12 protein-coding genes are annotated in these 13294 nt (G+C 72.2%); 6 read left to right on the top strand and 6 right to left on the bottom strand.

Annotated features, from left to right (window positions below; genetic code table 11):
- Positions 1–60: 60 nt before the first annotated feature.
- The 3 genes from M0P34_RS07660 to ercA all read right to left on the bottom strand — a co-directional run bounded on the left by M0P34_RS07660 (position 61) and on the right by ercA (position 4184).
- On the bottom strand, positions 61–744 hold the full coding sequence (locus tag M0P34_RS07660; protein ID WP_291498098.1) for a hypothetical protein: 684 nt from the start codon (positions 742–744) through the stop codon (positions 61–63).
- Positions 745–835: 91 nt separating this feature from the next.
- Entirely contained in the window at positions 836–3025 is a 2190-nt protein-coding gene (locus M0P34_RS07655; RefSeq protein ID WP_291498096.1) for an EAL domain-containing protein, read from the bottom strand.
- Positions 3009–4184: an alcohol dehydrogenase-like regulatory protein ErcA gene (gene ercA / locus M0P34_RS07650; RefSeq protein WP_291498094.1), complete on the bottom strand. Its 1176-nt coding sequence runs from the start codon at positions 4182–4184 to the stop codon at positions 3009–3011. The genes M0P34_RS07655 and ercA overlap by 17 nt, the downstream gene beginning before the upstream one ends.
- A gap of 506 nt (positions 4185–4690) precedes the next feature.
- Here ercA and M0P34_RS07645 point away from each other — a divergent pair.
- Complete coding sequence (locus tag M0P34_RS07645) at positions 4691–5767, top strand: TerC family protein (RefSeq protein ID WP_291498092.1); 1077 nt, start codon at positions 4691–4693, stop codon at positions 5765–5767.
- 1640 nt (positions 5768–7407) lie between these two features.
- Positions 7408–7887, top strand: a complete 480-nt coding sequence (locus M0P34_RS07640; RefSeq protein ID WP_291498090.1) for a hypothetical protein — start codon at positions 7408–7410, stop codon at positions 7885–7887.
- Between the two features lie 11 nt (positions 7888–7898).
- Here the strand turns inward: M0P34_RS07640 and M0P34_RS07635 are convergent, their stop codons facing one another.
- Positions 7899–8081, bottom strand: coding sequence for a hypothetical protein (locus tag M0P34_RS07635; RefSeq protein ID WP_291498088.1), 183 nt, complete (start codon positions 8079–8081; stop codon positions 7899–7901).
- A 117-nt stretch (positions 8082–8198) separates the two neighbouring features.
- On the opposite strand from M0P34_RS07635, the gene M0P34_RS07630 reads away from it, so the two are divergent.
- Positions 8199–9029: a hypothetical protein gene (locus M0P34_RS07630; RefSeq protein ID WP_291498086.1), complete on the top strand. Its 831-nt coding sequence runs from the start codon at positions 8199–8201 to the stop codon at positions 9027–9029.
- A gap of 85 nt (positions 9030–9114) precedes the next feature.
- Here the strand turns inward: M0P34_RS07630 and M0P34_RS07625 are convergent, their stop codons facing one another.
- Both M0P34_RS07625 and M0P34_RS07620 read right to left on the bottom strand, forming a co-directional pair.
- Positions 9115–10317, bottom strand: coding sequence for an MFS transporter (locus M0P34_RS07625; RefSeq protein ID WP_291498100.1), 1203 nt, complete (start codon positions 10315–10317; stop codon positions 9115–9117).
- Between the two features lie 68 nt (positions 10318–10385).
- Positions 10386–11141 carry an MBL fold metallo-hydrolase gene (locus M0P34_RS07620; protein WP_291498084.1) on the bottom strand — a complete coding sequence of 252 codons (756 nt, stop codon included), beginning with the start codon at positions 11139–11141 and terminating at the stop codon, positions 10386–10388.
- A gap of 183 nt (positions 11142–11324) precedes the next feature.
- On the opposite strand from M0P34_RS07620, the gene M0P34_RS07615 reads away from it, so the two are divergent.
- From M0P34_RS07615 to M0P34_RS07605, 3 genes are read left to right on the top strand one after another with little or no spacing between them, the layout of a single operon-like run.
- The gene (locus tag M0P34_RS07615; protein WP_291498082.1) at positions 11325–12386 is read left to right on the top strand and encodes an FAD-dependent oxidoreductase; all 1062 of its coding nucleotides are present in this window, start codon (positions 11325–11327) and stop codon (positions 12384–12386) included.
- Between the two features lie 21 nt (positions 12387–12407).
- Positions 12408–12932: a 4Fe-4S dicluster domain-containing protein gene (locus M0P34_RS07610; protein WP_291498080.1), complete on the top strand. Its 525-nt coding sequence runs from the start codon at positions 12408–12410 to the stop codon at positions 12930–12932.
- A gap of 18 nt (positions 12933–12950) precedes the next feature.
- On the top strand, positions 12951–13292 hold the full coding sequence (locus M0P34_RS07605; RefSeq protein ID WP_291498077.1) for an MTH1187 family thiamine-binding protein: 342 nt from the start codon (positions 12951–12953) through the stop codon (positions 13290–13292).
- Positions 13293–13294 lie beyond the last annotated feature (2 nt).

The following is a 13294-nucleotide window of genomic DNA, read 5'->3' as shown; positions in this document are numbered from 1 at the left end:
CTGCGGACGGGGCCGCGGGCGGAGGCGGGGAAATTGAAGGGCGTGGCGGGGACGCGGGAATCAGGGGAGCGCGGCGGCGGGCTCGGGGTCGGCCTTGCGCAGCAGGTGCGAGGTCTCCTCGGGCAACAGGTGGTGGGCGTTGCGGCCCAGGGGCAGCAGGCACCAGCCCTTGGCCCGCAGCCTGCCCCCGGGGGGCGCGTAGGCGGGCAGCAGCAGCCCGGCCCCGGCCCCGCCCAGGTGCGGCCCGAGGTTCGCCGGGGAGCACTCGCGGCCCTGGTGCGTGTCGTACAAAAAGCCCGGCTCGCCGGGAACCCGGCAGCCGAGCACCAGAAGGAACGGCGCCGCGAAGAACTCGGCCACGAAAGCCACCTCGTCGAAAACCCGCCGCTCGGCCCCGCCGCCGGGCACATGCAGCACAACCAGCGTGTCGCGCTCCAAAAGATAGGGCTTGCCGTCGCGCACGCCCAGCAGGAACTCGCGCGGGCGCTGGTTGAAAAGGTAGAGATTCTTGACCTTGGCCGTGCGCGCCGTGGCCGAATAGAACGAATCGCTCCCGGGCTCGCAGGCCAGGCACTCGCGGTCGGGCCGCTGGCGCGCCACGCGCTCGGCCATGCCCGCGGCGCCCTCCCCCGCGAACAGGGCGTACTCGCAGCAGTCCAGCACGGCGTCGAGCACGCGCCCCAGGCGCGCGTCCGCGTCCAGAGGCGTGGCGGGGGCGCCCCCGCGCCCGAACAATTTGCCCAAAAATCCCATCGGCTCCCCGGGCCTGCGGTTGTCGCGGCCGCAGGCAGTAGAGCACAATTGCGGCAAATTCAGCAAGTAAGGATATGGGGGATCAGGCCCCGGAGTCCGCCCCGGCGCCGTGGGTCGCGAGGTAGGCCTCGGCGTCGGCCCGGCCCAGGGGCCGCGAAAAGTGGTAACCCTGGCCGAATTCGCAGCCCAGCCCGCGCAGGATGTCGCCCTGGGCGGCCCGCTCCACGCCCTCGCCCACCACGCTCAGGCGCAGGCTGTGGGCCAGGCTGACGATGGCCTTGACGATTTCCAGGCTTTCCGTGTCCGTGTCGATGGTCCGCACGAAGCTCAGGTCGATCTTCAGGTGGTCCAGGGGGAAGCGCTTGAGGTAGCTCATGGACGAATAGCCCGTGCCGAAATCGTCCACGCTCAGGCGGATACCGTGCTCCTTGAGGCGCGTGAGCTTGTCGATGGCCGCGGCCGGGTCCTCCATGATCGCCGACTCGGTGATCTCCAGGTTCAGGGCCCCGGGGTGCAGGCCGTGGCTTTCCAGGCTGTCCAGGATGGCCCGCACCAGCTCGCGATGCGAAAACTGGCACGCCGAGAGGTTCACGGACATGAAGGCGTCGGGGGAACACAGCCCGGCCCGGAGCCAGGCGCTCATGGCCCGCACCGCCCCGTCGAGCACCTGCATGCCCAGCTCGTGGATCAGCCCGGTCTCCTCGGCCAGGGGAATGAACTCCGCCGGGGGAATCAGGCCGCGCTGGGGGTGGGCCCAGCGCGCCAGGGCCTCGAACCCGCGCACCCGACCGTCGGCCAGCCCCACCAGCGGCTGGAAATGGGCCACGAACTCCCGCGCCCCCAGGGCCCGGCGCAGGTCGTTTTCCAGGTCCAGCCGCCCCACGGCCTGGGCCAGCATGCCCGCCGTGAACACCGCCAGCCGGTCGCGGCCCTTGTCCTTGGCGCGGTGCATGGCGATGTTGGCGTGCTGCAATATCTCCTCGGGCCGCGACTCGGTGCGCGGCACGGACACGATGCCGTAGCTGGCCGTCAGGCGCACCTCGCGCCCGTTCATACGCAGCGGCCGGGCCAGCGCCTCGCGCACGCGCTTGACCGCGCGCACGGACTGCCCGGGATAGTCCAGCTCCTCAAGCACCAGCACGAACTCGTCGCTGCCGAACCGCGACAGGGTGTCCAGGTGGCGCACGCAGCGGCGCAGGCGGCGGGCCACCTCCACCAGCAGCGCGTCGCCCGTCTCGTGGCCCAGGCTCTGGTTCACCACGCGAAAGCCGTCCAGGTCCATGAACACCACGCAGTAGCAGTAGCCCTCCCGCCGCGCCGCGCGGCGCATGGCCTGGCGGATGCGGTCCAGGCACAGCACCCGGTTGGCCAGGCCGGTGAGCGGGTCGTGCAGGGCCTGGTGGCGCAGCTGCTCCTCCACCCGCCTGCGCTCGGTCACGTCGCGCAGGCTGAAGCGCAGGCCCAGGTCGCGGCCCTCGGCGGTCACGCCGCGGCAGACCTGCGTCACCCAGCGCAGGCTCCCGTCGCGGCGGCGGATGCGGAAATCCGTCTCCTGCGCCGGGCCCGCCCCGGGGCAACGCATGGACAGGGCCCAGGCATCGCGGTCGTCGGGCAGGATCAGCGACTCCAGGAACCCCGCGTTGCGCAGGAAGCGCTCGGGCGGGTATCCGGTGATACGCTCGCTCGACGGGCTGACGTAGAGCAGCTTGCCCTGGGGGTCCTGCCAGCACTCCATGTCGTAGGTGTGGTCGGCCACGGTGCGGTAGCGGATCTCCGATTCGCGCAGCCGCTCCTCGGCGCGCATCCGCTCGGTGGTGTCGCTGGCCACCAGCACCCCGTAGCACTGCCCGCCGAACACCGCCCGGCTGGCCTTGATCTCCACGGGGCGGATGGTGCCGTCGGCGTGGCGCAGCCCGGAATGGAACACGGCCGGGCCGTTCCCGGAATCCGGGATGCAGGCGTCGGAGAACAGGTCCCGGGCGGTCCGGGCCAGCAGCAGCTCGTCGATCTTGCGGCCCAGGATATCCCTGGAGGCCAGCCCGACCACCGCCTGCACGGCCCCCGTGGCGTCCACCAGGGTGCCGTCGGCCATGTCCACCACAAAGATGACATCGGAGATGTTCTCCAGCAGGGAGCGGAACCGCTCCAGTTCGTCCAGGCGCACCTGCTGGGGCGGGGCCATGCCCCGGCGAAAAGGCTGCTCGTCCAGCCCGATGAGCCGCTCGAACAGGTGAAGCGAAGCGCCCTGGCAGTCCTCAGAACGCCTGGGCATACAGGGCCTCTATGTCTTCCCTGGTCGGCTTGCGCGGGTTGGTGACCATGCACGGGTCCTGAAGGGCCAGCTCGGCCAGCCGGGGCAGGTCCTCGCGGCGCACGCCCAGTTCGCCCAGGCGCTTGTCCACGCCAAGACGGCGCTTGAAGGCGCGCAGCACCTCCAGCACGCCCTCGCGCCCGGGCCCGGGCTCGGCGCCCGAGGCCCGGCCCAGAGCCGAGGCCACCGCGCGGTAGCGCTCGGGCGCGGCGTCGTAGTTGAAGGCCGCCACCAGGTCCAGCAGGATGGCGTTGCACATGCCGTGGGGCAGGTCGGAGTATCCGCCCAGGCTATGGGCCATGCTGTGCACCGCGCCGAGGATGGCGTTGGAGAAGGCCAGCCCGGCGTACATGCTGGCCAGCATCATGCCCGCCCGGGCGTCCAGGTTCTGGCCGTCCTGGGCCGCAGGCACAAGATGCTCGCCCACCAGGCGCACGGCCTCCAGGGCGAAGAGGTCCGTCACCGGGCCGTTGGCGTTGGAGACATAGGCCTCCACGGCGTGGGTCAGGGCGTCCAGGCCGGTGTTCACCGTCAGTTCGCGGTCCTTGGTCAGGGTCACGGCGGGGTCCACCAGGGCGGCGTCGGCCACCACGGTCTTGGAAACGATGGCCACCTTCACCCGGCGCGCGGTGTCGTTGATGATGGCGAACTGCGACACGTCGGCGGAGCTGCCCGCCGTGGTCGGCACGCAGACCAGGGGCGGCCCCGGCCGGGCGACCATGTCCACCCCCGCGAACTCCAGCACGTCCTGCCCGTTGGCGTGGACGATGCCGATGGCCTTGGCGCAGTCCATGGGGCTGCCCCCGCCCACGGCCAGGATGGCGTCGCAGCCCTGGGCGGCGTAGAATTCCGCCCCGCGGGCCACCTCGTGGTCCCTGGGGTTCTCGGACACGTCGTGGAACACGGCGTGCCGCAGCCCGTGTTCGTCCAGCCCGGCCAGGATGTCGCGAAACCAGCCGTGCTCCATGAGGCCCGGCATGGTCACCACCAGGGGCCTGCGGGCCCCGAGGTTGCGGCAATACTGCCCCGCCAGCCGCGAGGCGCCAAGCCCGAAGACGAACTCCGGGGCCACGAATTTCCGCATGTCCAACATCACGCCAGCCATTGCGCCAGTCGTCATATCCCCTCCCTGCGGCCTTCGGGCCGGTCGGCGTCTCGCGAGCCATGCCCAATTCCGCCAAAGGTAGCCGCCCCGGGCCACCAATGCAAGGGGAGACCCGATTCCACGCGCCAGTCCACCCGGGCCTTGACAAAGCCGGGGAGAGGAGTATCCACTGTCCTGACTGAAGGGGAGTAGCTCTTTCGGGCAAGGTCACCAGGACTGGTGCCGCACATCGGCACTTGGCCTTGCCGTCGGTTCCCGCCGATGAGCGAGACCTTCAGCATGAGTAGTCATGCTGGAGGCCTCGTTTTTCTTTTCCGGGCCTCCAAGCCGGACCGCGAGTCCAGGAGGCCCCATGCACAGCATCCAAGCCGTTTCCATCCCGCCGCCCCCGGCCCGCGCCGCAACGGGAACCGACCCGCCGCGCGGCGGGGCGCGCCCTGTGGCCGCCGTCGTCGCGGCGCGGGGCGCGCCAAAGCGAGCGACCCGACCCGACCCAACCGCAACGCAAGGATGATAAAAAAATGGAAACCGCCTGGATGTGGCTGAGCTTCAACCTGCTGGTCCTTGGCCTGCTGGCCCTGGACCTGGGCGTGCTGCACCGCAAGGGGCGCGAGATCGGCGTCCGCGAGGCCCTGTTCCTCAGCCTGGGCTATGTGGTGCTGGCGCTGTGCTTCGGCGCGGGCCTCTACGTCGCCCTGGGCCCCAAGGCCGGAACGGAATACCTCACCGGCTACCTCATCGAGAAGAGCCTCAGCCTGGACAACCTCTTCGTCTTCGTGCTCATCTTCATGCACTTCGGCGTGCCTGCCCGCTGCCAGCACAAGGTGCTCTTCTGGGGCATCCTCGGCGCGCTGGTCATGCGCGCCACGCTGATCCTCACCGGCGCCGCCCTGCTGGAGGCATTCCACTGGCTGGTCTATGTGTTCGGCGCCTTCCTCGTGTTCACCGGCGTCCGGATGTTCGTGGCGGCGGACCAGGAGCCCGACCTGGAGAAGAACCGCATCAACCGCTTCATGCGCCGCCACTTCCGGGTCACGGAGGGCTACGAGGGCCGCCGGTTCTTCGTGCGCCGCGACGGGCGGACGTGGATGACCCCGCTGTTCGTGGTCCTGGTGCTCGTCGAGTTCACCGACGTGCTCTTCGCCCTGGACTCCATCCCGGCCATCTTCGCCGTGACCACCGACCCCTTCATCGTCTACACCTCCAACGTCTTCGCCATCCTCGGCCTGCGCGCCCTCTACTTCGCCCTGGCCGGGATCATCCACCGCTTCCACTACCTGAAGTACGGCCTGTCCCTGGTACTGGTGCTGGTGGGTGTGAAGATGGCCATCAACGCCTGGTTCGCCCGGCCCGTGCTGCCCACCGAGGTCACCCTGCTGCTCACGGTGCTGATCCTGGGCGTCTCGGTGGCCGTCTCCCTGGTCAAGACCCGTCGCGCCGCAGGCCAGGCGTCCCCGCCGCAGTCCGGCTCGGGCTGGGTTCCGGGCAGCCCCGCCAGGACGGAGGAGCCCGGGGGGCCGGACGAGGAAAAGGACAAGGCGGCGCAGGGCGAGGGGGAACAGCCGGCCGCCGTGCGGGTTCCCGCGCCCCGGACCTGAGCGGCGGCCCCCCGCGGGCCCGGCAGAGCCGATGGGCCCCGGCCCCGCCTGCCCGGGCCCGCACGGCAGGCCCGGCTCCCCGACGCGCGCAACGCGGACGCCGCGACCCGACCCGGGCGGGCCTTGCCCGCCGCCCCCCGGGCCGGGAGGCGGCGCAGGGGCGAACGGCACAAAAAAGCCCCGCCCCGGGGTGCCGGGGCGGGGTGCTGCCGTGATCGTCGATCATTTCCGTCCTACTGGCCTCAGCCGACTTGGTCGTGTCGTCCGGGTTGTGTTGAAGGGTTGCCCTGCGCCGCGCCGATCTGCGAAACGCGTGTTCTCGTCTTGTCCGGGGTGCGTTGCGGGTGTTTGCCGGGGCCGCGCCGTTGCCGATGTCGAAACCAATGTTGCGGTGGCGTTGTGCCGTTGCCCGGGGCCAGGGCCTTCAACCATGACGGAGGTGATATGGATGTTGCCGTGTGACGCGCCGTTGCCGCCAGTGACCGGCCGGGGGCCGGATGCACCCGGGAGGGGAAACCCAAGAAAAATCCCGTGTGGTGGAACCAGGGACGGGTTTTTTCTGCGTTTTCTTCTTTCCGGCGGAGCGGGCCTTGCAAGGCGCAGCTCCCGTTGACGGCCCGCGAAGCCGTACCGGATTCTCAAGAAGCAGCGAGCCTCTTGTGCTGGCAAAAGCGTGTCTCTGTCAAAGAGCTTTCCATTGATTTCACATATGCGCCCCGGCGCGGAAAAAGTCAAGCACCCCCGGAAAAACACCCGCTCCGCCCCCCGCTTCAACAAGCTGTCTTTTCAGACTATTTTACGATGATTTTATCTCCTCCGCTAGCGGAAAAGAAATTACTCAATCCAAATCAACTGGTTGTGCATATTTTTACCGCGGCAGCAACAAAATTACAACATGCCGGATTTACAGGGAAACACGCCAGGGGAGGGGCTGCCCGGGCGCGCAGGCCCCCGGGCCTGCGCGCCGGAAGGCGTCGCAGATGACGCGGATGGCGCGGATGGCACAGGTTCCCGTCGCGCACGGACCGGGCGCGGGCCCGAGGGGGGCGCAAGGCCCCAGGCGGGGTGTCGCGAAGAGCGCCGCAGGGCGTGGCCCCGGAAAAGGCCCCGGCACGCCCCGGGCCAGAGGTGGCGGGCGGGCGCCCCGGCCAGGGCCGAAGCCGGGCCGGGTGCGGGAGCCGGGACGGCCGACCGACCCGGACGGCGACCCGGAACCCGCCGGAAACGGCCCCGAGGGAAAGAACAGGGCCCGGATACGGCCCGGGCCGGGGCGCGGGGCCGGGGTCGGGGCGCGAGGCCGGGGTCGGGGCCGGGGCCGGGAAACGGAACCAGGGCGGGAGATCCACAAACCGGGGCGGACCCGAAACATACGCCCCCGGGCACGGGGTACGCGCCACGGGCACGGGCCGAGGCGCGATCCCGGGCACGGGCACGGAGCCAGGCCGGGAGGTGGTGTCGAAATGGAACGCCGGGGCCGGGCCGACCCCGGGGAGAGCCCCGGACACAGGCCCGGGCCAAGGAGTGAGGGGAGGGGCCGCAGGCCCCGGGCGCGGGCCGAGGCGCGACCCCGGGCCGGGCGGGCCCCGGCCGTCCGCCGTCCGGGGTTGCGGCGGCGGGCCCGGCCATGTACAAGGCGGCCCATGAGCGCCACGCCCGCCGCCCTGCTGGAAGCCCACCCCACCCTGCGCCGCCTCAGCGGACAGGTGGTCTGGTGCATGTTCGAGGAGGCCGACAGCCCCGCCGCCCACGCCCAGGCGTTCCTGGACCGCTACGAGGCGGTCAAGGCCGGGGTGCTGCCCCTGGTGGCGGCGGCCCTGGAGGCCGGGGAACCCGGGCGGACGGAGGACGCCGCGCCCTGGGTACGCCTGCGCGTGGACGGCCCGGGTACGCCCTGCGCGGCCTGCGCGGCCCTGGACGGCCGGTGCCTGCGCCTGGACGGCCCCGGGGCCCTGGCCTTTCTGCCGCCCTTTGCCCTGGGCTGCCCGGCGCGGGCCGAGCGCCTGCCCGGGGCGCCCCGGCCCGGCGAGCCCCTGGTGGACCGCGCCAGCCCCTCGCCCCACGGCAGGCTCCTTTGCGGCGAGTGGATCTTCACCCACCCCTGGGCCGACGCCCGGCCCTAGACCGCGCCGGGCTACATGGCCCCGGCGGGTTTTCCGGCCATGCCGCAGTAGCCCGCATCCTCCTCGCCCTTCTTGTCCGTGAGTCGGTAGCGCCACATCATGCACTGCGAGCCCTGGCAAAAGCGCATCTTGCCGTCGGCGCCCACCAGCAGCGGGCAGAATTTGAAGCGGGCCTCGTTCTGGGGCAGCATCATGCCATCCTCCTCCTGTTGGCCAACCTGTAGCAGACCGGCCACCCACAGGGCAACGCCGCCCGGGCCTAAAGCCCCGGAACCCGCGCGCCGATAAGACGGGTATCCACGGAGTTGCCCATGCGGATCGACACCCTGTACGCCTCCATCCAGCCCCGGGCCCTGGCCGCGGAGCCGCCGCCCGGCGCCGCCGCCCGGACGGCCCCCGGGGGCACCGCCCCGGACATGGCCCGGGCCGCCGATGGCGCGGACATCTCCACCGCCCGGGCCTGGGCTCAGGCCCTGGCCCAACGCCTGGACGCCCAGCAGGCGGCCCGAAACGAACAGCCCGCCGCCAGCGAAAAGCCCGCCGCCGGGCCCCCCAGGGACTCCGGCGCCCTGGCCGACGCCCTGGCCACCGCCCTGGAAACAGTCGGCCAGCGCCTGGGCCAGCCCACGGCCACGGCGTCCATCGGCCTGCTGGCCCGGCGCCTGGGCCAGGGCGAGATCACCGAGGACACCCTCGCCCAGGGCCTGCTGGACGTGCTGCGCCTGGTGGACCGCACCTTCGGCACCGCCGAGGGCGACGCGCTCATGGCCACCTTCAACGGCGGGCTGAACCGCGCCCTGAACGACTACTTCGACAACGGCCTGCGCGAGGTCTTCTACGCCGCGGCCCCCGGCGCCGGGGCGAACAGCCCGGCCCAGGCCGTGCCCGGGCTGGTGGCCCAGCTGCGGGAATCCCTGGGCCGGGACGCCGCCGACATGGTCGCCCAAATCCTGGAGCAGGGCCTGGAGCACGACCCCGGCTACACCGGCCTGCGCGCCGCCCTGAACCGCGCCGGGCAGGCCCTGGAGGCCGGCCACGGCCCCGCCGCGGCCCAGGCCCTTTCCCGGGCTGGCGGCGGCATGCTCGCCGCCCTGGGTGCCCCGCCCCGGGCCCCGGGCCTGCTGCTGGACGCGACGGTCTAGCTGGCGCCCAGGCCCCGAAACGCACGGCGGCGCCCCCCGCGCGGGGGGCGCCGCCGTGCGCCGTCCGCAGCCCGCCCGGCCGGGGCTAGTGGTGGCCCATGCCGCCGCGCACCGCCGCCAGGACCAGGGCCGCAGCGGCCAGGGCCAGGGCCGCGGTGGCCCAGAAAACCCCGTCCATGCCCCAGGCCACGAAGGCCCCGCCCATGACCACCGGCCCCAGGGTCTGGCCCAGGCGCAGCACTGTGCCGTTCAGGGCCATGAAGGCCCCGCGCTGCTCCATGGGCGCCAGGTCGGCCAGCATGGCCTGCACGGTGGGGATGTTCAACCCCTGGGCCGCGCCGAAGGCCAGCACCGGCAGCAGCACCCACCACAGCCCGGGCATGAGCGGCACCAGCACCGCCGACAGGGCGTAGAGCCCGAAAGCCAGGGCCAGCAGCAGGCGCAGGGGCACCGCCCGGGCCAGGGCGCCCAGCCGCGCGGCCAAAAGCGCCGTGGTCAGACTGGCCGAGGCGATGATGGTCCCGATGGCCCAGGCCTCGGCCCCGAAACGCTGGGCCAGGTAGACGGGCAGGAAGGACACCAGCATCCCGTAGAGGATCATGAAGGTCATGCAGGTGCTGGCGAACAGGGCCAGGGCCCGGGGCTCCACGGCCCGGCGCACGGCCTGGCGCATGTAGTCCATGAACTCGGCCCCGCCCCGGGGCTGCGGGGCGTCCAGCCACAGCAGCACGGCCAGGGCCAGGGGCAGCGCCAACACGGGCAGGACGAAGGGCCAGTGCCAGCCCAGGGTGGCCAGCCCGCCGCCGAGCAGCGGGAACAGCGTGGTGCCGAAGGAAAGCACGCCCGCGTTGTAGCCCATGGCCGTAATGCGCTCGTTGCCCGCGTAGAGGTCGGAAAGGATGGTCACGTTGAGGGCGCCCAGGGCCGCCGCGCCCACGCCCTGGAGGAAGCGCAGGCCCACCAGCAGCGCGAAGGAGTCCGCCAGGGCGCACAGGGAGCCGAAAACCCCGAAGGCCAGCAGCGAAGGCACCAGCACCCGCTTGCGCCCGTGGCGGTCGGCCAGGATGCCCAGCACCGGGGCCAGGAAGACACCGGGCAGGGTGAAGGCCGTCACCAGCCAGGCCACCTGGGTGGCCGAAAGGTCCAGGGCGTCCATGATGTCCGGAAAGGCCGGGGCGATGCTCGACACGCCCATGACCACCGTCAGGGTGACGCAGAAGAGCAGATGCAGGTTGCGCTGGCGCAGCAGCGGTCGCGGCGCGGGGCGGGCGGCGGTTTGCGGCGGCATGGGGCGCACGGTACACGGGGGCCGGGCGCTTGTCCCGTTTTTTTACCCGGCGCGGGCGGCGCGCGGGCTCAGGGCCCGGCGCGCAGCTCCCGGCGCTGGCCCGTGACCTCGAAGGCCAACACCTCCACCCCCGGCGGGACCGCGCCCAGGGCGTAGGCTCCCACGTCCCGGGGGCGGCCGAAATCGTGCATGGGCACCAGCACCGGGGGCCGCACGACCTCGGCGAAGCGCGCGAACCCGCCGCGCCCGGGCAGGCGCGGATCGCAGCAGGCAAAGGCCACATGCGGCGCGAAGGCGGCCACGGCCGCGAGACTGCGCTCGAAGAAAGCGCGCACCGCCGCCGCCCCGGCGGCGTCCTGCCCGGGCCGGAGCCAGGCCGCCAGGTCGCCGCCGTGGTAGACCCGCAGCCCGCCGACATCCAGACAGAAGGCCACCCCGAGGTCGTTGCTTTCCAAGGCCCTGGCCCGCAGCCCGGGGCCGACCCCGGCCCACGGCCCGGGGTCGCCGCCGCGCGGGTCGTCGCCGGGCTCGAGAACCACCGCCCCGGGCCGGTCCAGCCCGGGGACCATCTCCGGCACGTCGAAGGACAGCACCAGGTGCAGCCCGGCCGCATCCCGGGCCGCCTCGAACACGTCGGCGCCGCAGTGGTCGGCGTGGCTATGCGAAAAGCAGGCCGCGGCCCGCCGTCCGGCCAGGGCCCGGCGCACGGCGCCCCGGGCCCCGGGCGGGCGGTGGGCCGCGTCCGGGTAGTCGAACAGCAGCGTCCAGCCCGCCGCGTCCAGGCAGAAGCAGTCGTGGTGCACATAGGTGACGGCAACGTCCAAAGGGCGCCTCCCGGGCCGCGCGGCTGGTCCGCCCCGGCCCGCACCCAGCCTACACCGGGGGCCGCCCGGGGTTCAAGCGCGGTTGCAATGGCCGGGGGATTGGCATAAACAAAAAAGTTCCCGTGCCAGCATCCGCAGCCGGTTTTTCCGGCGCCAACCCACCGCCGGACGAGGGGGGGAGTCATGCGAACCAGAATGAATTTCGGCCTGTTCCGCGACAAGCCCGGGCCGCGCAACGGCCGCTCGGTGGCCATCGCCGGGGCCGGGCCCTCGGGCCTGTCCGCCGCCGGGTACCTGGCCTGCCGGGGCTACGCCGTGACGGTCTACGACAAGATGCCCAAGCCCGGCGGGCTCCTGTATTTCGGCATCCCCGACTTCCGGCTGCCCGTGGAGCGCACCGAGGCCGCCGCCGAGCTGCTGGCCGCGAACTACGGCGTGGCCTTCCGCATGCGCACCAAGATCGTCGGCCAGCCCGGCGAAGCCCGCGACGAGGGCGACGAATTCCGCACCGAGGAGCTGCTCCTGACGGACCTGCGTGCGGCCCACGACGCGGTGATCCTGTGCACGGGCTCGTGGCGCTCGCGGCGCATGGGCATCCCCGGCGAGGAGCTGCCCGAGGTGCTCTCGGGCCTGGAATACCTCTTTCCCCTGCGCGGGGCGGTCTGCGGGCCCGAGGCCTGCGTCAGCCCGGCTCTGGGCCGCAAGGTGGTGGTCATCGGCGGCGGGCTCTCGGCCATGGACGCCGCCCAGTGCGCCCTGCGCAGCGGGGCCGAGCGCGTGACCATGCTCTACCGCCGGACCATCGACGAGGCCCCCGCCGGGCCCTACGAGATCGGCCTGCTCCAGGACTGCGGCATGATCTGGAAGGAGCTGGCCATGCCGCTGCGCATCCTGGGCCGGGAGCATGTGGAGGGCGTGGAGTTCCTGCAATGCGCCCTGGGCGAACCCGACGAGTCGGGCCGCCGCTGCCCCCTGCCCCAGGACGGGTCCAACCAGATCCTGGAGGCCGACATGGTCATAAGCGCCGTGGGCGAACTGCCCACCCTGCCCCTGGCCGAGCGCCTGGAGGTGTCCAAGGTGCGCAAGGGCGCCTCGCCCTGGCCGCGCATGACCATGATGGAGGGGGTGTTCGTGGCCGGAGACGCCCTGACCGGGCCGAGCAAGATCGGCTGGGCCATCACCGGCGGGCTGGAGGCGGCCCGCTCCCTCGAACAGTGGCTGAACCACACCCAGGGCGGGCGCTAGCCCCCAAGCCAGGAGACGACCATGGCCAACGACAACCCCGTCGGCGCCCAGCGCACCAAATGGGTGGACTACTCGCGCTGCATCGGCTGCGAGTCCTGCGAAGCCATCTGCAAGTTCCTCTACGGCCTGCCGCGCATCCAGATGACCGAGAGCGACGAGGGCCTGGCCTTCCCGCTCTACTGCCACCACTGCGAGCACCCCATGTGCGCCAAGGCCTGCCCCGTGGGGGCCATCGAAAAGGACGAGGCCACCGGGGCCGTGTACCACGACCCGGCCCGCTGCCGGGGCTGCAAGGCCATGAAATGCATGCAGGCCTGCCCCTTCGGGGCCATCTACCACGCGGGCGGCGTGGTGCCGGTGACCAAGTGCGACCTGTGCCGCGACCGGGCCCGGGTGGGCCTTGGGCCCGCGTGCATGGAAATCTGCCCCTGCGAGGCCATCCATTTCGTGACCCGCGAGGAGCTGCTGAACCTGAAGACCCGCGAGGCCAGCACCGCCCAGAAGCTGGTCATGAAACAGATCCGCCAGATGCGCGGCCAGAAGTAGCCGCGCGGGAGCATCGCCGTGAGCGCCGTCGCCGAACTGACCATCTTCCCGCTGGACAAGGGCGTGAGCCTGTCGGCCCATGTGGCCCGGGTGCTGGCCGTCATCCGCCGCAGCGGCCTGCCCCACGCCCTGGGGCCCATGGGCACCTGCATCGAGGGCGAGTGGGACCAGGTCATGGCCGTGGTCACGGCCTGTTTCGAGGAGTTGCGCAAGGACAGCGCGCGCATCAACGTCAGCCTGCGCGTGGACTGGCGCTCGGGGCCGGGCGGGCGGCTTGAGGCCAAGCCCGCCTCGGTGCTGGACAAGCTCGACGGCCCCCACGGGCCCCACGCCCCGGGCAAGGCCGGGGGCGGCGCCTAGGT

Source organism: Desulfocurvus sp. (assembly GCF_023230885.1).
Classification (GTDB): domain Bacteria; phylum Desulfobacterota; class Desulfovibrionia; order Desulfovibrionales; family Desulfovibrionaceae; genus Desulfocurvus.
The sequence above is the reverse complement of the archived record's forward strand: the minus strand, read 5'-3'. Positions and strand labels throughout refer to the sequence as shown.

Coding starts and splice junctions, on each gene's coding strand:
- M0P34_RS07655 (WP_291498096.1), bottom strand. CDS start 3,025: ATGCCCAGGCGTTCTGAGGACTGCCAGGGCGCTTCGCTTCACCTGTTC.
- ercA (WP_291498094.1), bottom strand. CDS start 4,184: ATGACGACTGGCGCAATGGCTGGCGTGATGTTGGACATGCGGAAATTC.
- M0P34_RS07645 (WP_291498092.1), top strand. CDS start 4,691: ATGGAAACCGCCTGGATGTGGCTGAGCTTCAACCTGCTGGTCCTTGGC.
- M0P34_RS07640 (WP_291498090.1), top strand. CDS start 7,408: ATGAGCGCCACGCCCGCCGCCCTGCTGGAAGCCCACCCCACCCTGCGC.
- M0P34_RS07635 (WP_291498088.1), bottom strand. CDS start 8,081: ATGATGCTGCCCCAGAACGAGGCCCGCTTCAAATTCTGCCCGCTGCTG.
- M0P34_RS07630 (WP_291498086.1), top strand. CDS start 8,199: ATGCGGATCGACACCCTGTACGCCTCCATCCAGCCCCGGGCCCTGGCC.
- M0P34_RS07625 (WP_291498100.1), bottom strand. CDS start 10,317: ATGCCGCCGCAAACCGCCGCCCGCCCCGCGCCGCGACCGCTGCTGCGC.
- M0P34_RS07615 (WP_291498082.1), top strand. CDS start 11,325: ATGCGAACCAGAATGAATTTCGGCCTGTTCCGCGACAAGCCCGGGCCG.
- M0P34_RS07610 (WP_291498080.1), top strand. CDS start 12,408: ATGGCCAACGACAACCCCGTCGGCGCCCAGCGCACCAAATGGGTGGAC.